This window comes from Shewanella algicola, from assembly GCF_014648035.1.
Taxonomy (GTDB): Bacteria; Pseudomonadota; Gammaproteobacteria; order Enterobacterales; family Shewanellaceae; genus Shewanella; species Shewanella algicola.
In genome coordinates this window covers 1-22,176 of sequence record NZ_BMQI01000002.1, presented here as the reverse complement: position 1 = coordinate 22,176, position 22,176 = coordinate 1, and the positions used below count along the sequence as shown (strand labels likewise).

General features: G+C 45.6%; 19 protein-coding genes. 3 read left to right on the top strand and 16 right to left on the bottom strand.

Features of this window, described 5'->3' with window-relative positions; translation table 11 throughout:
• Positions 1 to 115 precede the first annotated feature (115 nt).
• The 16 genes from IEY42_RS01330 to IEY42_RS01260 all read right to left on the bottom strand — a co-directional run bounded on the left by IEY42_RS01330 (position 116) and on the right by IEY42_RS01260 (position 15,961).
• Entirely contained in the window at positions 116 to 1,120 is a 1,005-nt protein-coding gene (locus IEY42_RS01330) for an AgmX/PglI C-terminal domain-containing protein (protein ID WP_188923588.1), read from the bottom strand.
• Between the two features lies 1 nt (position 1,121).
• The gene (locus IEY42_RS01325; RefSeq protein WP_188923587.1) at positions 1,122 to 1,655 is read right to left on the bottom strand and encodes an ExbD/TolR family protein; all 534 of its coding nucleotides are present in this window, start codon (positions 1,653 to 1,655) and stop codon (positions 1,122 to 1,124) included.
• On the bottom strand, positions 1,652 to 2,206 hold the full coding sequence (locus IEY42_RS01320; protein WP_188923586.1) for a biopolymer transporter ExbD: 555 nt from the start codon (positions 2,204 to 2,206) through the stop codon (positions 1,652 to 1,654). Before IEY42_RS01320 ends, IEY42_RS01325 begins: the two co-directional genes overlap by 4 nt.
• A gap of 5 nt (positions 2,207 to 2,211) precedes the next feature.
• Positions 2,212 to 2,865 (bottom strand): MotA/TolQ/ExbB proton channel family protein, encoded by a 654-nt coding sequence (locus IEY42_RS01315; RefSeq protein WP_188923585.1) that lies wholly within the window; start codon positions 2,863 to 2,865, stop codon positions 2,212 to 2,214.
• Positions 2,866 to 2,984: 119 nt separating this feature from the next.
• Positions 2,985 to 3,305 carry a hypothetical protein gene (locus tag IEY42_RS01310; RefSeq protein ID WP_188923584.1) on the bottom strand — a complete coding sequence of 107 codons (321 nt, stop codon included), beginning with the start codon at positions 3,303 to 3,305 and terminating at the stop codon, positions 2,985 to 2,987.
• Between the two features lies 1 nt (position 3,306).
• Positions 3,307 to 4,095: a tetratricopeptide repeat protein gene (locus tag IEY42_RS01305; protein ID WP_188923583.1), complete on the bottom strand. Its 789-nt coding sequence runs from the start codon at positions 4,093 to 4,095 to the stop codon at positions 3,307 to 3,309.
• The gene (locus tag IEY42_RS01300) at positions 4,082 to 7,126 is read right to left on the bottom strand and encodes a tetratricopeptide repeat protein (RefSeq protein ID WP_188923582.1); all 3,045 of its coding nucleotides are present in this window, start codon (positions 7,124 to 7,126) and stop codon (positions 4,082 to 4,084) included. Before IEY42_RS01300 ends, IEY42_RS01305 begins: the two co-directional genes overlap by 14 nt.
• Positions 7,126 to 9,264 (bottom strand): tetratricopeptide repeat protein, encoded by a 2,139-nt coding sequence (locus IEY42_RS01295; RefSeq protein WP_188923581.1) that lies wholly within the window; start codon positions 9,262 to 9,264, stop codon positions 7,126 to 7,128. The genes IEY42_RS01300 and IEY42_RS01295 overlap by 1 nt, the downstream gene beginning before the upstream one ends.
• A 6-nt stretch (positions 9,265 to 9,270) precedes the next feature.
• Positions 9,271 to 9,891: an AraC family transcriptional regulator gene (locus IEY42_RS01290; RefSeq protein WP_229779851.1), complete on the bottom strand. Its 621-nt coding sequence runs from the start codon at positions 9,889 to 9,891 to the stop codon at positions 9,271 to 9,273.
• Positions 9,891 to 10,274: a DUF3570 domain-containing protein gene (locus IEY42_RS22560; RefSeq protein WP_248972621.1), complete on the bottom strand. Its 384-nt coding sequence runs from the start codon at positions 10,272 to 10,274 to the stop codon at positions 9,891 to 9,893. Before IEY42_RS22560 ends, IEY42_RS01290 begins: the two co-directional genes overlap by 1 nt.
• On the bottom strand, positions 10,250 to 11,050 hold the full coding sequence (locus tag IEY42_RS22555) for a DUF3570 domain-containing protein (RefSeq protein ID WP_248972619.1): 801 nt from the start codon (positions 11,048 to 11,050) through the stop codon (positions 10,250 to 10,252). Before IEY42_RS22555 ends, IEY42_RS22560 begins: the two co-directional genes overlap by 25 nt.
• Complete coding sequence (locus tag IEY42_RS01280) at positions 11,037 to 11,297, bottom strand: DUF4266 domain-containing protein (RefSeq protein WP_188923580.1); 261 nt, start codon at positions 11,295 to 11,297, stop codon at positions 11,037 to 11,039. Before IEY42_RS01280 ends, IEY42_RS22555 begins: the two co-directional genes overlap by 14 nt.
• Before the next feature lie 7 nt (positions 11,298 to 11,304).
• A complete protein-coding gene (locus IEY42_RS01275; protein ID WP_188923579.1) occupies positions 11,305 to 11,823 on the bottom strand; it encodes a TlpA family protein disulfide reductase in 519 nt (172 codons plus the stop codon).
• Between the two features lie 52 nt (positions 11,824 to 11,875).
• A complete protein-coding gene (locus IEY42_RS01270) occupies positions 11,876 to 12,538 on the bottom strand; it encodes an outer membrane beta-barrel domain-containing protein (protein ID WP_229779849.1) in 663 nt (220 codons plus the stop codon).
• Entirely contained in the window at positions 12,508 to 13,248 is a 741-nt protein-coding gene (locus tag IEY42_RS01265) for an outer membrane beta-barrel protein (protein WP_188923578.1), read from the bottom strand. The genes IEY42_RS01270 and IEY42_RS01265 overlap by 31 nt, the downstream gene beginning before the upstream one ends.
• 55 nt (positions 13,249 to 13,303) lie before the next feature.
• Positions 13,304 to 15,961, bottom strand: a complete 2,658-nt coding sequence (locus IEY42_RS01260) for an HzsA-related protein (RefSeq protein WP_188923577.1) — start codon at positions 15,959 to 15,961, stop codon at positions 13,304 to 13,306.
• Positions 15,962 to 16,351: 390 nt separating this feature from the next.
• Between IEY42_RS01260 and IEY42_RS01255 the strand changes: the two genes are divergently transcribed.
• From IEY42_RS01255 to IEY42_RS01245, 3 genes are all read left to right on the top strand, one after another.
• On the top strand, positions 16,352 to 17,620 hold the full coding sequence (locus IEY42_RS01255) for a hypothetical protein (protein ID WP_188923576.1): 1,269 nt from the start codon (positions 16,352 to 16,354) through the stop codon (positions 17,618 to 17,620).
• Between the two features lie 2 nt (positions 17,621 to 17,622).
• The gene (locus IEY42_RS01250) at positions 17,623 to 20,061 is read left to right on the top strand and encodes a LamG domain-containing protein (protein ID WP_229779847.1); all 2,439 of its coding nucleotides are present in this window, start codon (positions 17,623 to 17,625) and stop codon (positions 20,059 to 20,061) included.
• A gap of 119 nt (positions 20,062 to 20,180) precedes the next feature.
• Positions 20,181 to 21,758, top strand: a complete 1,578-nt coding sequence (locus tag IEY42_RS01245) for a general secretion pathway protein GspF (RefSeq protein WP_188923575.1) — start codon at positions 20,181 to 20,183, stop codon at positions 21,756 to 21,758.
• Positions 21,759 to 22,176: the final 418 nt, after the last annotated feature.

Sequence of the window (22,176 nt, the reverse complement as noted above, 5' to 3'; positions counted from 1 at the left end):
GCCGAGGGTGTTTAGTCGGCATTGGTAATGTCTAAAAAACATCAGAGATAAGAAGCAGGTAATGAGGCTATCATCACCTGCTTTTTTATTGCCTAAAGTCAGCGGGTAACGCTGCTTAACTCGGGAAGAAGTCGATAGACCAGATGGTGGTCATTACCGCGACTTTTTCAGCCGGAAAAGTAATTGAACGTAGTACCAAGGTTAATTGACGTTCTAACTTGGCATTGTTGAGCTCGCTCGATTTAATCGTCACTTTGCTGATATTGCCATTGGGTTGGATGACAATTTCAAACATCACTTTGCCTTTTAAAAATGGATCTTTTCTTAAGGCGCGGTTATAGAGCGAATAAAGCCGAGATTTATTGGCTTCTAAGGTGCGCCTAAGGGCAGCCTCTGAACGTTGACCAGCATGACTGGCTTGGCTGGCCTTTTCAGCAGCGGCGCCCTGACTGGCTAACACTTCTTCTTTTGCGAGACGAATTTGTTGGGTTTCGTTACCGCTAAGCGATCCAGAAGACACCGTTTGGCTAATGGTTGATTTTGCCAAGCTATCAGTTTGTTTATTGGCCGCACCGGCTAGTAGGTCACGTTTTACTTTGACCTCTTGGCTCGTGGTTTGGTCAAGTTTACGTTGCGCCGTTGGGGTAACATCAAAGGCTTCACGCATAGAAAATAGCTCATCTTTCATGGCGGCTAAGCCTGATGTGCTGGCTTTTTCTTTGGCTGCTTCACGGGTTGATGGCTGCACAACTTGAGGTTTTACCACTGGCTCTACCGGCTTCTCGACTACCTTATCTTCTGGCGGAGCCGGTTCTGGCTCAGGCAGAGGCTCCGGCTCAGGTGGCTTCACCTCAGGTTTAACCGGTGGCGGTAGCTGCTTTTCTTGCAAAATGATTTTCGCCAGTTGTGGCGGTACTTGCTCTTTTACTTCACGTGGCTGTTCAACTTGCTCAAGCATCGGCACCACAACGGCAAACACCAAATAAACCAGCAGCAATAGCCACAAAATCTGTTTAAACAGTTTGTCTTGTTTGCTGGGCTTAAATAAGTCGCCTAAATCATTAAAGCTATTGCTTGTGTGCTGATTAAATTGAGCGGTTCCAAGGGTAGCGGTAGTCATGTTAGCTCTCCCCATCGGCTTGTTTAGCCTGCTGTTCAACCGCTAACGAAATATCACGGTAACCAGTTGCTGCACAGGCTGCCATTATTTGCTTTAACACCACATAAGGTGTTGCCGCATCGCCAATAATGGTGACCGCACGGCCGTTTTGTTGTTCGGTTTCACTCAGCTCGGTGCGCTTACTGGCTTGATAGGTCAGCTCGGTGGTTAAGGTGCTAATAAACTCAGGGTTTTCTTGTTCAGTGAGTTCTTGTCCATCTTCACTTTTTTGCCATATAGCCCGGTCTTGTACTAACACTGTGTCGGCGATGACTGTGATAACAAGGTTTTCAACGGGCAAGGTTTCAGCGACAGACACTGGCAAGCTAAGCTTTTCAATATTTTGCAATACGCGCACTTCAGACTGATTCACAATTAAGAAAAACACCAAAATCGTAAAAATGTCCATCAACGCGACAAGGTTAAGCTTACTACCCGCTTTTAAGCGTTTGTGATGTTTAACTAATCTGCGGCTTCTGGCCGATTGTTTCATCATTGCTTGGCTCCTATTGGTTGTCCAATAGTGGCCTGTGACTCTGAGTCACTAACAGCCGGAGCATCACCAAGCGAGACCATTGGAAACAACTCAGCATCAACCAAATTAGCGGCAACCACGGCTTTAAACGATCGCACTGTGTCCATGGCCGATACTATGGTTTGATAGTCAATGGCTGGATCTAACAGTAATACAATGTCGTTTTTCTCTATACCTTGCTGCTGAAATGTCAGCTTTAAATCTTGCAAGTACACCGACAGCGCGGCAAAGTCATAGCCTGTTTCTGTTCGGTCAAATTGTTTCAGTGCCATGCCCGCCGGATAGTTGAGGGTTAAGCGGCTAGGGGTGATCACTAATTCGAGTATTTTGGGTTCTTGTTCATCTTGTGCTTGTTCTTCTTCGGTTAATACCGGCAGTTGTAAGTTAACAATGCGCACTTGTGAGAACACCAAACTCAGCAGTAACACCGGCACTAACACGATCATCAAATTCATGAATGAGGTGATATCCAGTTCTGCATCTTGGGTATTGGGGCGACGGTGGCGTCTCATACTCATTAGCCTCGGTTGTTATCCGTTTGCTGGTTAAATGACAACGAATTAAGCAGTTTGATGCCTGCCATTTCAATTGAGTCAACAATGGTGGCCGTTTTAGTTTGTAGGCTCGAGTGAAATAAAATCAGTGGGATAGCGGTGATCAAACCAAATGCGGTGGTGTTCATCGCCACCGAAATACTCGATGACAATAAGTTGGCTTTTTCAGCTGGGTCGGCGCTGGCAACGGCCGAGAACGCCGCAATCAAACCCATAATGGTACCTAACAAACCGAGTAACGTTGCGATATTCGCCAGTGTGGCAATAAATGGTGTGCGTTTTTCAAGGCGCAGCATGTATTCCATTACGGTTTCTTCCATGGCGTATTCAACATCTTCACGGCGGCTGGCACTTGATATACGTGCAATACCTGACTGCAATACGTCAAACACCGGTGCTTTATGATTTTGCGCATGTTGACTAATGGTATTAACGTCGCCAGTTTTGAGGGCACTTTTAATCAACGAAAATGCTTTTTGGTTAGTGCGATGCGCTGAGCTTAAATATAACCAGCGTTCAATGGTAATGGCTAAACCGACCACTAACACTAAGGCGATAGGGTAGATAAATGGGCCGCCATTTTGTAAAAACGCAATGATATGGTCGGTAAAACTCATGTGATGTTCCTTCTATTTTTGTTGTTTGTCCCCAGGTGTTTATGGCTGCATGGGGCAATTATCTTGTGACTCAGGTAGTTAATGTATTTTGGTGTTTAGCTGTATTTATTTTATTGAGGTTACTCTGTCTGTTGATTGCTATTGGCAAAGTCTCTCACCTGTTGCCTAAATGCTTTGGGGTTAATGGGTTTAAATTCAGGCAGGGTGAGCCGCATGTCTTTGTTATTGATGTCTATTGGGTTGGTGATTCCTTGCCACGGCATGATGTACAGCACTTTAGGTTGTTCTTGAGAACCCGTGACTTGGCTTTCGATCACCACCGGCTTGTTGTTTACCGCCGTTGTGTTTGGTTTGTCGGCTTCATTGGCAAAACTTGCTTGAATAGCCGCCGCCCAACACAAACAAATAGCAATCAATTGCAGCGCTTTTATCATGTTCATTTTAGCCTGCTCCGTTGGTGTTATCGGGTAGGGTTAACCCTGCACGTTTAATTTTAATTTCGACGCCAGCAAGCCAGCGTTTTGCCTGTTCATCGTCTGGTTGATTGGCTAAATAAGCCAAATAAAACTGTCTTGCTTGTAATAACTTACCGCGATAAAGCTCTAATAACATCGCTAAATTGATTTGAGCCTGAGGATACTGCGGCCACAATGCTAGTGCGGTTAAATAGCCTTGTTCAGCCTGGGCATATTGACCTTGTTGTCTGGCAAGGTTTGCCTTAATTTGATGCGCATATGGGTTACTGCTGTTGGCCTTAATGGCTTGTGCTAACAGGGCATCGGCTTGCTCAAACGCTTGTTGGTTAATTGCTATGATGGCTTTATTGACATAAGCCCCTGACAACTGTGGCTGTGCTGCGATAACGTTATCAAACAGGCTGTTGGCGTTTTGCCATTGCTGGGTTTTCATCGCGTTAATCGCTTGTTGGTATTGTGCTAATACCGCGGCGGGGACTTCGGCTAAACGAAGCGATGCTTGTTCAAGATACACGTTGCGTTGATCTTGTTTGTCGGCAATAGCAGTTAAAGTCGTATTGGCGTCTTTGTTAGCGATATTAACCATGTCGACAATGTGTTGTTCGGCGGCATCCGATGATGCTGTGCGGCTTGGCGTATTGACATCATTACTATTGGGCGCCGTGCTGCAACTGGCTAAAAATGTCACACAGAACAAGGCGATAAATACGCTTTGCCTCATGGTTGAGGTTGATAATGAATTAATGAATCGCATCGATCACCTCGTGTGTTAATTCTGATTTTTGGTACAGGGCAGGAGACATCTCTGCCAGGCGGATAAAGCTTTTATCAACCCATTGATCAACAATATCTTCCCATGCCCGTTGGGTGTTACTGATGTGGATGTCGATGGCTTTTTCTTCAAACGGGTAAGCGAGTTCTTCGAGTAAAATTTCGTACTCCTCAAGTGCGAGCTCGTCCAAATCATTCGGGCGCTGAGAATTCATCATATCGCTTGCCAATTGACGGTACATTTCTGCCAGATTATAAGTGGCATGCGGCACGTATTTAGCTAATTGAAAACCGAGTACTTGTTGATAATAATCAATGGCTTTTTTCATGGCGTCTTGTTTACGCTTTAAGCTTTTTTGCAGTGGTGCATTGAGCTTAATGGCCGCAAAGCTACGCTGCTCTGCTTCGCCTAACGCAAAGGCGGCCATTGAGGCTAGCTCGACCTGGCGGGCTTGAATGGCGCTAGCATCATTTTGCAGTTGCTGGCGATCAAAGCTGAGTATTTGCCTAAACCAGTAATATTGTTTATTGGCTTCACCGCTTTGGCGATAAAACTCACTCATTTTAAAGCGCACTTCCTGGGCCACATCAAATGGTTGCGGGTAGGTTTTTGCATAGCTTCTGAAGGTGGTGAGGGCGTTGTTGCGATCGCCTGCTTTTAAATAATATTCGGCCGCGGTGTATTGTGCTTCACGCTTTAACGGGCCAGGTTGCTCGTTGGCGACAATAATTAATAATTGCTCTGCGGCTAAGTCCCACTGGGCTAACGCTTCGTATGACTGGGCTAATTTTGCGGGAATGGCCGCGCTAAATTCATGGTTTGGATATTGTTTTTGAAATGGTTTTAACACATCAATCGCTTGCTGCCAGCGCTGTTGTGCTAGCAATAGGTTAGCGGCATCAAGTTCTGCGTTTACCGCATATTGTGATTCTGGCACCACTTGAGAGACACGCAATAACTGACTAACAGCCAATAGTGGCTCAGTTTGTTTAAGGGCGAGGGCTTGAAAGTAAATACTCGAGGCCAGTAAGTTGCGCATTTCGCTCCAAGCGGTCGCGCTGTTATCTGTGTATTGCAGCGCAAGCACGTAAGCGTCTTCTGCCTGTGCATATTGCTCTTGTTGATACAGGCTATTGGCATACAGTTGGCTGACAAACTGCACTTGTTTACGGGCAGTGTCTGATAATGGCGTTGCTGTTTGTGCTGCGCTAGAGCTTGCTGTCAGTGGTGCTATGCCATGAGCTTGAAGGACAAAATCGGTAAAGTATTTCAAGCTAACGTAGTCTTGGCTGTCAAACGAATATTGCGCCGCATTGCCGGCCAATTGTAAGGCGCGTTCATCTTGCGGATATTGCTTAATAAATTGTTTATCTAATTGATTGCGTTTGCTAATTAATGGTGTGGCAATCTCTGCTGCATTTGTGCTTTGCTGTGTTATTAGCTCACGAATGGTCACGGTTGTGGCGTAGGCTGATTGCTGCTGGATTTGGCTTAACGCTGTTGACGCCTTTGCGTCTGTTGGCTCATACGCAATGTTGTAATAGCTGTCTAGCGCAGCTTGATACTGCTTGGCTTCAAAGTTCGCGTCAGCAAAAAGATACTGGTCGTGAATAATGTCTTTGCTGAGTAATGGCCTAGCTTGAGGCAATTGGGCCAGCTGCAAATAAGTGTTTAATGCAGTGGCTGCCTGGGCAAAAGCGTTAATGCGCGCATTGCCTTGCAGGGTTTGCGCATTAGCATACAAACGGCGGCTGTGCTCGTCACTAAAGCTCAGTAAATGCGGTAATAATTCACCTTGGTGCGCCGCTGAAGCCTTTAACCAAAACGTGCTGTTTAAACCGTATTGGTTTACATAATCATTTTTAAGCTTATGCATGGCGGCAAATTTGCCCTGACGCTGGTACAGGTTGAGTAATTCCAGTGAAAAGCGCGCCGCCCAAATATGATTAGGGGCAAAGTCGATATAGGCCTGGTAAGTTAACTCCGCATCATGGTCAAGCTTTTTGTCGAGTAAAAAGGTGGCTAAGTTGGCAAATAACACATGTTGATATAAGCCAATATAGGGTAGTGATTGATTGTCATTCACCAATGCCACTAACGACTGTGATTGCAGTTGCTGGCTTAATGAAATACTCAGCACTCGTTGAGTATCAATGGCCAGGTTTTGCGCGCGGCTGCCAAGCTTTTCAAAGGCAAAATCACCCGCGGTTAAATTAACCACTTGTGGGTTATTTTGTTGGCTAGCAACCAGTGCTTCAAACACTTGTAAAAATGCATTATCGGCATTAGCGAGTCGGTTGAGCTTAAATTCAGACCAACCGAGCATATACAAACTATTGAGCTGATATTTTTGGTTATTGCTAGCAGTTAATACCTGTTTATAAGCTTGAATAGCCGCAGTGTAATTTTGCAAATTGTAGTAAATCTCGCCGCGCCTAAAGTTCAGTTCAGCCAGATAATCGGTTTGAGGATATTGGCCTAATAGTAATTCAACCTGCGCCAGGCTAGCGTCTAGATTGCCTTGTAAGTCGAGTGCTTTAGCTAACTGGTAGCGTAAATGTTCATTTTCAGCCCGCTGCGGATAGCGTTGGAGTAGTTGCTGGTATTGCTCAATTAATTGCTGCAATGCGGCATCATTTTTACTGAGCTGGGCCAATACCTGACTGTCGGCTTGTGCTGGGTCGGTTAGCTCATCACCTAAGTCTGCATAAGATTGAGCTTCAAAAGATTCGGTGTTAATTTGCGCCAGGCGATATTCCACATGAGTACGCACTTCAGGATCGGGCTCTAAGGTCAATAATTGTTGATAAATCCCAGCTAAAGCGGCACTTCGTTGCTGTTGGCTCATTTCAACGGCGGCGACCTTTTTGCTACTGGTTTTATTGGCTAAATCGCTCAAGCTAGCCCGTTTAGCTTGCTGGTTATAATCAGTTTGCCCACTACTAAAACAACCCGATAACAGCATGCCACTGACGATAATTAATGCGCTTGATGCATAAGATGAGGCAGACATTAGCGCGCTCCTTGTGAAGCGCTATCAACACTTGATGCAGCAGGGGATGATATGTTGTCAGCTTGCGCCATTTGCTCTAATACATTGGCCATTTGGTGACGGCTGGTGAGCAATAATTGCTGTAATGTATATTGCTGTTGCTGGGTGAAAATACTGATTTTTCCGCGGATCTCTCGGCTGGTTTTGAGACTCAACGCCTCGATATTCAAGGTCATTTTGTTGATGTCGGTTTGTGTTTGCTGTTGGCGCACGTCAAAGTCAGACAGTAAACGTGGGTTAGTGGATAAATCACTAAAACGACTGGCTTGCAGCTCAAGCTGTTCAAGTTGCTCGGTTAATTGTTTAAGGCTCTGTTTATGCTGCCAAAGCTGTTGTGGAAATGTGCTTTGTAATTGCCATTGCAACACGCCTTTGACTTTATTGAGTCGCTGCTGTTCATCATCGATATTACGTTGTGAAGCCAATTTATTCAGCGTCGCCTGGCTAGCATCGATACGATTTAACCATTGTTGCTGCGTTGGGTTGGCAAATACCTGTGGACTTTGCTCGATTTCTGCCTGGGCGATAATGTCCGCAATACGCTGCTTTTGCGCCATTAAGCTTTGGATCATCTCATGGTAAGCCAATTGCTTTTGTTGTTCTAAAACCCTAGCTTGGCGTTGGTTGTTGAGTGTTAATGTGTCTTTAATCCATTGGCTGTTGCGCTGCTGGGTTTTGATATTGTCGCTGAGTAACTCAAGGTTAAGCAGGGTTTGGTAATCGGTTGCCAGTAACGGATCGTTTAGTGCTTTTTTAAGCCAGGGGGCGTCGGTGTTAAAGTGTTGGGTTAATATAAGCGCGAGTACATCTGACTTTGGTGTTAATAAGGCGTTTTGCTCATCTTCAGCCTTAGTCGCAAAATCCATAATGTTTTTGCTGTCGTTGAAGATCTTGCCGAATTGTTTTAGCTCGGCAATTTTTTGTAAATATAACTGCTCAGCTTGCTGATACAAGGTTAAGCCTTGTGCTAACGATTGCTGCTCACTCACTTGTTTGGCGCTAAGCAATGCGGCTTGCCAGGCTAAATTTGAGTAGGGGTATTGCTGTTGTAATAACGCCAACAGTTTGAACGACATGTCATATTGCTGTTGTTGCTGGGCAGAATAAGCAAACAAAAATAGCGCCGATTCGGCGTAGGGGCTTTGCTGCGGAAAATCAACCAACTCATTATAGGCTAAATCGTATTGCTGATTAGCAACATAGAGCTGCGCCAGTAGTAATTTGGCGTAGTCGTTAATGGCTTGCTGTTGCAACAATGCATCTTGCACTTGTGGTTTGAGCTGGTCGTTGGCGTCAAAAATATCGGGCTGTGCAAACGGGTTAAACAGCTTTTGCCAAAAATTCACCTCGGGAGCCTGCCATTGCTGGTTTTTAAGCTCAATTAATATAGGTTGAGCTGCGCTGTATTCTTGCTGCTCCATGTACAGTAATGCCTGGTTTAAGGCGATGTAAGCGGCAGATGAATTAGTCTGCACCACGTCATCTTCAACGGCTGTTTGCTGCACTTGTGCGGTTAATGGTGGCGGTGCTGGCCAATAAGCTAATTGGCTTAATATATGATATTGCTCAACATAATCAGGTAATACTGTGGTGATTTTACCTAGGGTGAGCTGGGCGCTAACATTGTCGCCTTGATCAATTTGTTGCTCGGTTAATTGCAACAAGGCAATGAGCAGTAGCTCTTGCGGTGATGTGGCCGATTTTCCTTGGCTGCCATTGGCCGTGTGTGTTTGGTTTTGTTCAAAACGCGTTAAGGTTTGCGTGGCTTGGTCGTGTAACCCTATGGCCACTTGCAGTCCTGCTTCAAACAGCTGGCTGCGATCAGAATCTATGCCCTGACGTTGACGGTTTAAACTAATTTGCCTCAGTGCTGAGCCATAATCACCAGCGAAGTAAAAGTACAAGGCTTGGCGATAGAACTTATCTTCTAAGTCTGTTTTTACTGAAGTGACCGCCTCCGTTTGCTCTGCTGCATGGGCTGTTGGCTGGGCAAATAAGGTTAACGCGCAAGTTAATAGCACAGCAGCGCCCACCGGGCGAAAAAGTTGGCCAATGCGGTAAGTTCGCTTTGTATTAACAGATTGAATGATGGCGGCCATTATGATTTACAACGCCCACTGTTCGACTTTGATATCTGCGCGATAGCTTGATTCACTGTCTTCAACTTTAAGCTCAATCATCACGGTTTCATCGGTTTTATCGAAGTTATGGCTAATCGCGCGTTGTACTGTACGACCTTCTGCATCGTTACCGGTAAAAATAGCGGTTAACAGGTGAGGGCCCATTTTTAAATTGCCTAAGTAGATACGTTGAATGCCGCCTTGCTCTAGTGCCTTACGTTGACGCTCGGTATATAAAAAACCGCTAACATTATTGTCGTCAATTTTAAGTTCTACACTGTCGAGTTTAAGAAAACGCCCTACATCAACCGAGACAAAAACCGCAATTTGGGTGCTGGCCGGAAAAAGTAAGTCTTCTTCTAAAATAAACAAATCGCGATTGAGCTTTAATACCTGGCTTTTAATGTCTTCAAGCTCAGATGCCAGCGCGCCTTTATTAGCTCCTTCAGCATGTACTGGTATGGCAAATAAGCTTGCAAGCAGTGCAGTGACAGCAAATAAGCGGGTTAAAAATGCACAAGATTTACGCACGGTAGTCATAGGGTTAAGGCCTTGGTAATTGCGTTGTAGGGTCAATCTTTTATCGATAACGTTAAATACAGACATTAAAAGTACACGCTAACAAAGGCGCGGATCACATTGGCAGAGAAACCATAAAAAGGTTCGCTACCGACTCCGCCGTCTGCGGTGGGATCCCTAAAATTATTGTACTGAAAGTCGATATAATCCCACTGTAAGGATGCCTCTGAGCGGGTATCGCCAAATGACATCGACGCGGGCAGCATATAGGTGATCCCTAAACCATAGGTAATGTCGCTAAAGTCACTTAACTCTTTGTCGCGCGCCATATAATTTTGCGCGTCACGATAGGGGAATAAATCGCTGTAAAACTCTGCCTGAGTTTGCTGGAAATAACGCACTTTTAGCTCTAGTTCTAAACTGTCACCTATGGGATGGCGATAACCTACTTCAACATCGCTGGCGGTGATTTCCCAACTGTCGTTAAAATGGCGGTAGTGAAAAAACAGCGCAGCGCAGCGCGGTAAGGTAAAAAGTAACTGGCTGATAATTTTGCCGCAAACGAATTGCGGGTTTCTGGGTAGACTTCGGCTTGATACCCCACTCCCGATGGAATGCTGCTGTCGACATAGCGCACTGTGCGGTAAGGGTTATTTAAATAACCACTGTCTGCAATCGCTTCAACGTTGAGGCTGGCGGTGAGGTTGCGGGTTAAGATTTGATTAATGCCTGCGCGAATGCGGTATTGCTCGCTTTGCTCTTCAAAGATGTCGTCGCCATTACGCTTTATCTCGTTGTCGCCATAAGACAGCCCCAAATTAAGATTGGTTAAATCACCAAAGGTGTCTTGCGACACATTGATGCTAAAAGATTGGGCTAAGTAATCGTCTTCATTACTTTGACGCAAATTAAGCGACATTAAGGTTTTGTCGTATAGGTATTCAACTCCGATCTGACCTTCGTGACGTTTTTCGGTGTACGGGCTGGCGGTACTGATAACATCGACTGACGCCGATGAAATGCTGTCCATATAATAGTAAGCGGTAATCGCCACCGATTCAGAAGCCTTTTTTCGCAGCATGACGGATGGGCCATCAATGGTCATGCCGCCACCTTCGTAGCTGTGATAAAGCATATCGGCGCGATCGGGATCGAGCACCGCGGCTTGAGCCATTAAGGTAGTAAAAGCGAGGCATATCGCCGCGAAGAGTTTGACGCTGTTATTAAGCAAATTAGTTACAACCACAACCACCTCCACCAGTGCCTTCTGCGCCACGAGCTGATTCACGGCCTTCAAGTACGTGAGCCACATGCATGCTGGCACTAGGGTGACGATTTAAGCGCATAATTGGATCGGCCAAATTTTGACGCTCGTAGGGCTTAACCCAGGGTTCAATGCCCATGCTTGAGCAACCACTTAAACCAATAAGGCTGAGTAGGGCGATGCCTTTAAGAGACAAGGCAATGAGGCGAGGTGATAAAGTGAATGTCATCGTCTATTTACTCTCTGATCAGCTGTTTAATGGCTGCGGCGTATTTTTTTTCATAGCCATCTTGATAGCCTTGAAACACAAAACGCACCTTGCCGTTACGATCAATTATCACCGTCGTCGGCATGGCTTCAACCTGATAGGTTTTAGACAAGGAGTTGGTTTGGTCAAAAAAGATTGAGAAGCTCAAATCAAGATCGGCTAAAAAGTCTTTACCGGCCTGGTTTTGTTGCTCAACGTTGACGCCCCACACTTGCACGCCTAGGTCTTGATACTTGTCTTGTAGCTTTTGTAGTACCGGCATTTCTTTACGGCAAGGGCCACACCAGGACGCCCAAAAGTTGATTAATATAATCTCACCGCGTTGTTCGGTTAAGTTAAGGTTAGTGCCTTGCTGATTTTTTAAGGTAAAGTCGGGCGCCGCGTCACCAATAGTGAGCGCGTGTGCTTGCATCGACAACATCTGTACCGACAATAACAATGCACCTAAGGCAATAAGACATTTACCGCTAAATCGACTGAACAACATTGAATTTCCTTATTGGTTTTTCTTATAAGTACTGATTTGAAATCAGTAAAACTTAAAAATAAAACGACACACCGGTAGCAAAATTGAGGTTATGGGTGGTTTTAGATTCGCCAGTAACCTCGGTGTTAAACAGGTAATCACTCATGCTTAAGTCCCATGCTATCCAGTCGGTTAAAAATACCCGATAGTTGGCGGTTAAGTTAACGGTAAATTGCTCGTCACCGGCAAAGTCGGTGTTACCGCCACCGAGTTCAACTGAAAACACGCTATTAAACACGGTGTCTTTACTGAAAAAGATTTCACCAGGTAGCAAGTTATAACCAATGTTTAAGCCGTAATAAGTTAACTCTCGCTCATCGTCGGTTAACAGCGGCGCGGCATTGGCCAGTTTTTCAAAACTGGTTTTGCCTGCTTTAGCCTGGGCGTAGCGGGCTTTAATATAAAAATTTTCGCTGATGTGATAGCCAAGATGCGCGCTAAGCCATGAACTGGACTCAAAATCTTCAATCGACAAAATGCCACCCTGAAACCCGACTTCAAAGTTTTCAGTGTCGAGCAGGTCGTCAAGCACATCGCGGCGCTCTACATCAGCTTTAACAGTGTTAGCGGTATCATCAGCGGCAAAGGCAACTGAGCTTGGGGTTAATGCGCTCAACGCCAAGGTACTGGCGGTCAGTAATGGCATTAAAAAAATACGCTGAATCCTATTTTCCATGTTTGGATCTCTTCATTTTCATCTCGGTCGGTTAAGGCTAACGAGAGTTTGTATTCGGCGCGTAATATAAAATTACGGGCAAGGTGGTATTTAATGCCAGCAGCGGCGCTCATTAGCGTGCTACGGCGTGACTCGGTGTCGGCTAACACGCTATGAGGTTCGGTATTAATGACCCCCGCGCCAACGCCGATGTAAGGCACAACGAGTAAATCTGGCATAGGGTGACTTAATAACATCACTTCAAATACATCACTGTCTGAAATGCTCCCCAACGCTTTACCCGCTGATAACTCTGCACTAAAGACGGGGGTAAAAGCATAACCAGCAAACAGGTTATAAAAGTTGGCCCCTTCTAGGTCGCCATACATCATCCCAGCTTCAAATTGACGGTCTATGACGTCTTGTGCTGTGATTTGTGTGGCGCTAATGGCTTGACCGTCTTGAGATAATCCCAATAAATCATCTTCATGAAACCAGCCTTCAACGCCGCGTTTGTCTTTTACTTTTAACCAGGAGGTGCGTTTAAGTAATACGCTGACCATCTCGTTTTTTTCAATAACCGATACCACTGGATAGCCAGCGCTCGGCCCTGAGTGCAGTTCAACAAAGGGTACGTCGATGCGTAAACTCGGGTTGTCGTCAGCCTGCAATATTGGGCTTAAGCACAATAGTGTCAGTAGCAGGCAGGTGTTGCGTATGTAAGTCAGCATAATTCCTTATCGCAAAGTCTATTGCGCCAACGGGGATGGTTGGCGCTGTGCTTTGTTAGTCCTGTGAGTAAAATGGCGTGTTGTAATATTGCGCGCCAATGTCTAGCCATTCGTTGAGCAATTTGAGTTCATCTGCCGACAACATAGTTTGATGCGTGGTGTTGTTCATCACCTCAAAAAATGAGCGGCTTGCACTGGCCCCGTTAGTCGACAAAATGGCGGGTACATTAACCGTGGTTAACACTGGAATAGGGTTACCATCTGCGTCGAGAATAAGCTCTCCATTACTGTCAACTTGATACACCACGTTGCCGTCAGCATCGAGCACTTCAATTAACCTGTCGATTAAAATGCCATCCACTTCTTCTTGCTCTACATCGTTAAACAGCAGTTCGCGGTATGAGGTTAAATGGGCTGGCTCGTCGCTAGACGCTGAACTGACTAATGACAATTGCCCTGCTGGCACCTGGGCTGCGCCGTCGGCATCGACAATATTGTGGCAACTTGTACAGGTATTGTCGGCAACGACCATTTGAGTTGCTGTGTCGACAACAGGCCTTGCAAGATCCCACAGGGGTTGAATGTGCTCGACATAATTGATTTGTATGCGGCAGTACGCAGTCCAGTTATCAAAGCATTCGCTGCCCGTTGGGACTGGCGTGGCTAAATTGCTGTAGTTGTAATTAATGCTTGGATTAACGTCTGACAATACCGGGTTAGTCCAAATGTCTTGATAAGACAGGCTGGCTGTTAACTCGGCAAGGCCATTGACCATTTCATCAGCTTCGGCCATCGTTTGCCCTTGCTCTGGAATGATGTTGCTGCTGGCATTAGGGTAAGCAAAGCCGCCGGTCGCGCCAGGGTTAATGCTGTCTGCTTGTGCGTCTAACCGGCCATGAGCTAATTGGCTATTGGCGGTATGGCAGCCGATACATTCTAAGGTTTCACCTGGGATTAATGTTATCCATTGACGATGGCGACCACCAATACGTTGGCCGTCTGCATTTAACACGCTAATGGCTAACGGCACATTGGCTGGTACTTTAATTTTCACCGAGCCATCGGGTTGAATAGGGCTATAACCAATAATCTCGCGCATGAGTTGGTTGTTGCTGCGGCCAAAATCGGTGTTTGCAATGTCGCGCACCTCATCAGGCGGCATTGGCACGCCGCGAACAATACGTAAAAAACGCGCAGGTAAATTAGCTGCAGGCGTTTGTGATGGATCACTTAATTGACTTATTCCACCGGCATTGGCGGTGGTGTCGATACCGTCAAAATCATACACGCTGCGAATGTGGATTGAACCAGCTAACTCTTGGCTAAGCTGCGAATCGAGTTCATTACCGACCACTTTATCGGCAATAAAGCTTTTAGGCTGCGAGCTTGGTTGCAATACCACTGACTCAGTTAACACGGTTCCTTGAGCCGTTGTAGCAACTAACTGTTGGGTGTTTTCGGCGTTATCAAGTAGCCATAATTCGTATAACGGGTCGGCTTGGATCAGGTTTTCATCAGCCAGTTGCTCAGCGGTTAACTGGCCGCAAGCACGAATAGCATCGTTGACCACCACTCGGCATAAATCCCAACTCATTAAGTAACGTTGGCTAGTGTCGGGTAGGGGGAATAAGTGGTTCAAACGGCCGGTTTGAGACAGTTCCGTTGAAAATGAAAAGCTAAAATCAGATAGTTCAGCGTCAGTAATGGCACTGCCCTCGGCACCCGATGTCGCTGTGGCTTGCTCAGCATCAATATAGTCATCAATATTAATCAGCACGGGGCGTTTTTGAATTACGCTGTCATCTTGTGAGGTTAACAACATTAAAATCTCACCACTGGGTAACTGTTGCGGCTTGATAAAATCAATCGATTCGTTTTGTTCATCTAAACTCAGTTGGTGCGAATGCCAGCCAAAAACCAGCTCATTATCGCTACCATCAGGGTTCATGCGGTATAAATTAACCCCATGATTAGCGCCCATTCGGTCCCAACGGCTGTATAAGATTTTACCGCTTTGCAGTACCAGTGGATAAAAGTCGTGGCTTAAATTGAAGCTAAGCTGTGTAATGGCGCTGCCGTCTGGGTCCATTACGTGGATGTTGAAGGTTTCATTGTCGCGGCTTTCATCTAATGCCGTGTATTGCGGTTTACCTTCGTCGAGTAAAATGGCGCGCGATAAACGCTGGCGAGTAGAGGCAAAAATAATTCTGCCATCAGGTAAAAAGCTTGGCATTAAGTCATCGGCTTGTTCTGCGGTCACATCGCTAGTTATTACGCGTTCTAGGGTTTCATCGGCAACGCGATAACGCCAAATATTCCATTTAGGCTGCTCATCATCGTCTGCATCGTCAATTTCTGGAGCGCGGATCGCCATCAGCATTTGTTGGCCGTCGTCAGAAATTGAAAGATCGCGAATATCAATAAGCTGATTTTCACCAAATAAGCTGGTTGTTAAGTTAGTGGCAGGAGAGTCGGCAAAGGCATTTCGTTTAATTAATAGTTGCGCACCAGGATTAAAATAAGCTGGGTTGAGGCTATCAAATTGTGCGGGTGATTGATCGACAGCGGTTAAGTTTCGCTCGATATAAGCCACCGGGTATTCAACAAGAACGGGGTCAGGCTGTTCATCTTTTATCGCCGTTTCAGTGTTACATCCCATTAACAATGTAGTTACTGTTAGCACGATTATGTTATAGCCCCAAGTCGGCCTCATTTGTTTTCCTTTACGGTTATTATTATTGTAATGACTGCTGTAAATATCTTAGTGAAACCTGATTGCACTTGACATTATTGCCTTGTAGGCTCAGTGTTTCAAGACTTTTGTGCAAATAGTTTTAATACTTTTTTTTGACGGTTCAAGGCACTTTTTTGACGTCAATCAATTGGCTGGCAGTGTCAAAAAAATTAACAAAATAAAAACTTTTAATGTGGCTCATTGAATGATTTAATCAGCAACATTCTCGACAGTAATCGCTCAAAAAACAGCCATGATGAGTGTAATCAATAACATCGATTAAATAATCATCTGGTGAATAAAAAGTGAGCATTTATCTACATCAGAGCAAGTTTATGGCTTAAACGTCAGTGTGAAAAAGGAGACAGTATGAAGGTTCGACTTCGTACGGTAACAAGCCAGCGCTTATTATCTTATTTGGGAAAAACCATGCAGGTTAAGCATTTTATCAATCTATCGGCACTTGGGGCATTAAGCCTACTTTCTGCCAATGTAGTTGCAGGTAGTTTAGAGCAAGCTAAACAATTGCATGACCGTATCGCCGGTGTTGCCGCGTCAGAAACAACCTTGCAAAGCATGGCGACACTACTCGATGACGGTAAGCCAATTGAAGCCGCTTATTTGGCGATGGAAACCCCTGCGTTTTACTCCACCACACTGAAACTATTTGCTACGCCGTGGACCAATATCGAACAAGATATTTTTGCGCCATTAAATGATTATTCTGCCACAGTGATTGGGGCTGTTAGAGATGATGTCGATTTTAGAGAAATCTTGCAGGCTGATATGGTGTATGTCGGTAAAAACAGTTTAAATTTACCCGCTTATAACCGCAATGATAATGCGCACTACCAAGCATTAGAAGACCAATTTATTGATTTAAAAGAGGGGCTTGAGCGCACCACACAATCAAGTCTAAACGGTTTGCCTTCATCTGCCACCGCTGGGGTGCTCACCAGCCGCGCCGCGGCCAAAGAGTTCTTTTATTTAGGCACTAACCGCGCCATGTTCCGCTTTACCTTAATGAACCATTTATGTACCGATTTAGAACCGCTTAAAGACAACACTCGTTCAACTGACCGTATTCGCCAAGATGTTAGCCGAAGCCCTGGTGGCGACAGCCGTTTATTTATTAATAACTGCTCAAGCTGTCACAGTGGTATGGATCCATTAGCACAAGCATTTGCTTACTATAATTATGAGTTTAACCCCGAGCAGGACCCTACCGGTGAAAGCGGCGCAATTGCCTATAACACCAGCGGTCAGACCGATCCCGACACGGGCACTCGCGTTCAAGCTAAATACCATATTAACTCGACCAGTTTCCCTTATGGGTTTGTGACGCCAAACGATGATTGGCAAAATTATTGGCGCCAAGGGCCCAATCAAAAATTAGGCTGGGACAGCGACTTACCCGGCCAAGGTAGCGGTGCTAAATCGTTTGGACAAGAGCTGGCTAACAGCAATGCCTTTGCACAATGCCAGGTGAAAAAAGTATTTAAGTCAGTGTGTTTGCGTGATGCAGAAAGCCAAGCTGATATTGCGCAAATTAGCGCAACAACAGCCTCTTTTAAGCAGAATGCTTATCAACTTAAGCGAGTGTTCGCTGAAGTTGGCAACTATTGTATGGGAGAATAGGCATGAAATTTTTAATGATTAAACGCCTTGTTATTGTCTCATTATTATTTGGCCTAAGTGCATGTGGCGGTGGTGATGTTGAAGAAAATCCACCCGCCCAGCAAACGCCAACCTCTAACGTATATACAGGCCCAGCAGCGGCAACCGCGGATATTCAAAAATACAAAACGTCGTTGTGGGACAACATGTCGACTCAGGATAAGTGCGGTGCATGTCATACCGAAGGTAACCAAGCCCCTTATTTTGCCAGCCGTAATGATGTTAACGACGCTTATGCCGCCACTAACCCCTTAGTTGATTTAACCGAGCCTAATGCTTCGCGTTTAGTGAGCAAAGTGGCTGGTGGGCACAATTGTTGGTTGGCCAGTGATTCAGCTTGCGGCGAAACCATGACTCAGTGGATTAAGTTATGGGCTGATGACCGAGTGAGCACAGCCAATACGATTGAGCTAACAGTCCCCGTGATTCGAGATCCAGGTTCAAGCAAAAACTACCCAGATGACAGCAGTTTATTTAGTCAGCATGTTTATCCGGTTGTGTATCAACATTGTGTCTCTTGCCATAACGAGGCGGCTCAAGCAGCACAATCGCCCTTTTTTGCCAGTAACGATATTGAACAAGCGTATGAAGCCGCAAAAGGGGTGATGAATTTAGATAACCCAGCACAATCACGATTAGTGGTGCGCTTAGGCTCGGAGTTTCATAACTGTTGGAATAACTGTTTAGACGACAGTATTGAAATGCGTGATGCGATTACTGCGTTAAGTGACGGCATTGAACTCGATGAGATATCAGCGGATATGGTGGTGTCTAAATCGTTGCGGTTAACGGATGGTATTACCGCATCAAGCGGTGGCCGTTTTGAAACTGACGTGATTGCGCTGTACCAATTCAAAACCGGTGAGGGCACCATTGCCTATGACACCTCGGGTATTTCTCCTGCGGCAAACTTAACCCTTAGTGGTGATGTCGATTGGTTAGGCGGCTGGGGATTGTCATTTACCAATGGTAAAGCGCAGGCTAGCACAGCCAATAGTAAAAAATTGTACGATTTAATTACCGCAACGGGCGAGTTTTCGATTGAAGCCTGGGTCACCCCCAATAATGTGACTCAAGAAGGGCCTGCCCGCATCGTCACTTATTCAGCCGGTGATGACGCGCGTAACTTTACCCTTGGGCAAACCCAATATAATTATGACTTTATGCTCAGAACTGAAGCATCAAGTAGTAATGGTGAGCCTGCATTGAGCACCCCCGATGCCGACGAAGTGCTGCAAGCGACGTTGCAACACGTAGTGATGACCTACAACGCCACTAACGGTCGCAGTATTTATGTGAACGGTCAGCTGATTGATGCGGTTGATGAAGATATTGCTCCATTAGCAAATTGGGATGACAGCTTTGCGCTAATTTTAGGCCGTGAAGCGTCTAATCAACATGTATGGCAGGGCGATGTTCGCTTACTTGCGCTTTACAACAGGGTTTTAGCTCCTGAGCAAGTGCAACAAAATTATGAAGTGGGCGTTGGTGAAAAGTTCTTTTTATTGTTCTCAATCAGCCATCTCATCGATTTACCTAATACTTATGTGATGTTTGAGGTAAGCCAATTTGATAATTACAGTTATTTATTCAGTAATGCTGCGATTGTGAATATAGACGGCACGCTAGTGAGCGACAGTTTTGAGGTAAAAGGCTTACGTATTGGTATTAATGGTAAAGAAAGCGCACAAGGTCAGTCGTACGTTAATCTCGACTTGTCGGTATCGGCTGGCCAGGTACTTGCAGAGCCGTTTTCTATCTCGGCACTTGGCACCATTATCGCGCTTGAAAAAGGCGCGAGTCAGGATGAGTTTTTCTTAACCTTTGAGCAATTAGGCGAGCACAGTAATGTGGTACTACCTGGCGTATTTGTTACCCCAGCAGAGGTGCCAGCCACCACTGAATCTGCTCAAGTGGGTGTGCGTAACTTTGCTGAAATTAATCACAGCATGAGTGTGCTAACCGGAGTGGCGCAACAATCAACCAAGGTGTTTGCCACTTATGAGCTGGTTAAACGTCAATTACCTAGCCTTGAGAACATTGAAACCTTTATTTCAGCGCAGCAAATGGGCATTACTCAATTAGCGATCGCTTATTGCGACTCGGCAATTGAAGATAACAGCATACGCAGTAATTGGTTCCCTGATGTTGATTTTACTGCGGTACCTAGCGTGGCATTAAGTGCGGCTGATAGAGGTAACTTGCTCAATCCATTAATTAATCAATTAATGCCATTGTCATTGAGTAACCAACCTAGCCAAAGCGATGTGTATGCAGAATTAGACAGCTTGGTGACCGGCTTGTCGGTGTGCAGTGGTACCTGTAATGCAGAGCGCACTCGAACCATTGCTAAATCAACCTGTGCTGCGGTATTGGCCAGTGCTGTCATGCTAGTGCAATAGGGGGCCGCAGATGATAAATATATTAACAACCGCGCAATTGGGCTTTGTTCAATTGATGCATGCACCACTGAACAGCACTGCAAATGTTGTCGTAAAACAGAGACAAAAAGGATCCAACAATGACTAAATCAAAGCATCTTCATCCAGACAGTCCATTGTTGTTTGCCGACCACCGTAAACCCATGACTCGACGCGAGTTTATTTCAACGGGTTTATACAAAGGTGGTGCGGCAGTTGCGGGATTATCTATGTTTAGCATGTTTGCTAATCCTAACAATGCGCATGCGGCATTGTCGCCAGATCTTGAAGCATTAAGGGGCTCTTGCGGCATTAGCGTTCAAGGTGCGGGTAAAATTCCATTTATTAGTTTTGATTTGGCTGGTGGCGCTAACATTGCCGGCTCAAATGTATTAGTTGGCGGCGCGGGTGGCCAGCAAGACTTTTTATCAACGGCCGGATACAACAAGCTTGGCTTACCGGGTGACATGGCGCCATCGATTGCTAATCCTAATGTTGGCATGTCTGATTTTATCAATACCGATTTAGGTTTAGCGTTTCATTCTGACTCTGCGTTTTTACGCGGTATTTTAGAAAAGGTTTCTCCAGACACGGCATCACGCATAAACGGTGCTGTGATCCCAAATCGCTCAGACAACGACACCGGTAACAACCCGCATAACCCAATGTATGCCATTGCGGCGGCGGGCGCGAATGGCTCGTTAATGCCGTTGGTGGGCTCGCGTAATTCTGACTCGGGCGGCAATTCAATGGCGCCAACCAGTTTTATTGATTTAAGCATGCGACCAACCAAAATTGATAGGCCGTCTGATGTCACCGGTTTGGTGGATGTGGGCGACTTGTTTAGTTTATTGTCGCAACGCGATGCTGTGGCGGTTATGGAGAGTATTCAACGCATTAGCGCGCAAAAAATGGCGGCGGTAAATACTCAGGTGACCCGTGGCGATGTGATTAAAGATTTAGTCAATTGCGGCTATGTTAAAAGCGCTGATTTAGCGGATCGTTTTGGCGACCCTTCAACCCTAAATCCATTATTAGACCCAGATATTGTTGGCCCTGGTGGCATATTTGGCATTAACGAGTTTGATTCTGAATCAGAGTTTCAAAAAACTGCATCAATTATGAAGCTAGTGGTGAACGGCTTTTCTGGTGCGGGTACGGTTACTATGGGTGGGTTTGATTATCACACTGGCGAGCGGGCAACCGGTGAGTTACGCGATTTACGTGCAGGGCGCTGTATGGGAGCCTGCTTAGAGTATGCTTCGCGCCGTAATATGCCGTTAATGTTGTATGTGTTCAGTGATGGTTCTGTTTCAAGTAATGGCCGTATTGATGACTCAATGGAAGGCCGTGGTAAAGGCGAATGGACGGGTGATAACTCTTCAACCGGAGCCTCGTTCTTTTTGGTGTATAACCCGTCTGGAAAACCCCAATTAATGGGCGGCAATGACGACCAAATGGCGATGAAACAACAAATTGGCTTTATGCGCTCTGATGCGTCAGTCGATACCGCGTCAGCCCCATCGGCCAATAACGTGAATTTGTTGGTGGAAACCGTACTGCTTAATTACATGGCATTACACGGAGAACAAGGCCAATTTACCTCGGTAGCCCCAATGCAAGGGTTAGGTAATGCCACTATGCTCGACTCGCTAACCGCGTTTCAACCGATAGTGTAGGGAGTGTTACTGCGCCAGAATTTTATACTGGCCTGATTAAAGAAACTTTATAAAATCTCGCTAGCTCGCATGGATGCGGCTGAACCACCTCAAGTTCAAACACTTCTGTGACACGCTGCCAGTACATCCTTGTAAGCTCGGCCATGACGTCCATGTCATGGACGGTCAAAGCCGCGCTTGCACTTGAGGTTCTATGTCTTCGTTGCTGGCTGTATTGACTTGATGTGTAGCTAAATATTGGCTCATGGATGCGGTTGATTCACCTCGAACAAAGGGGGGGATATTAACCCCAAGCATCACATGCTTCGTATGTGAAAAAATCAGCATTGACACTTTTATATGGTATGTACTGATTTTATGTAAGGGCTATCCACTTAGCACAACCAACCACTATATGTTGTGCTTATCGATTTTTAAT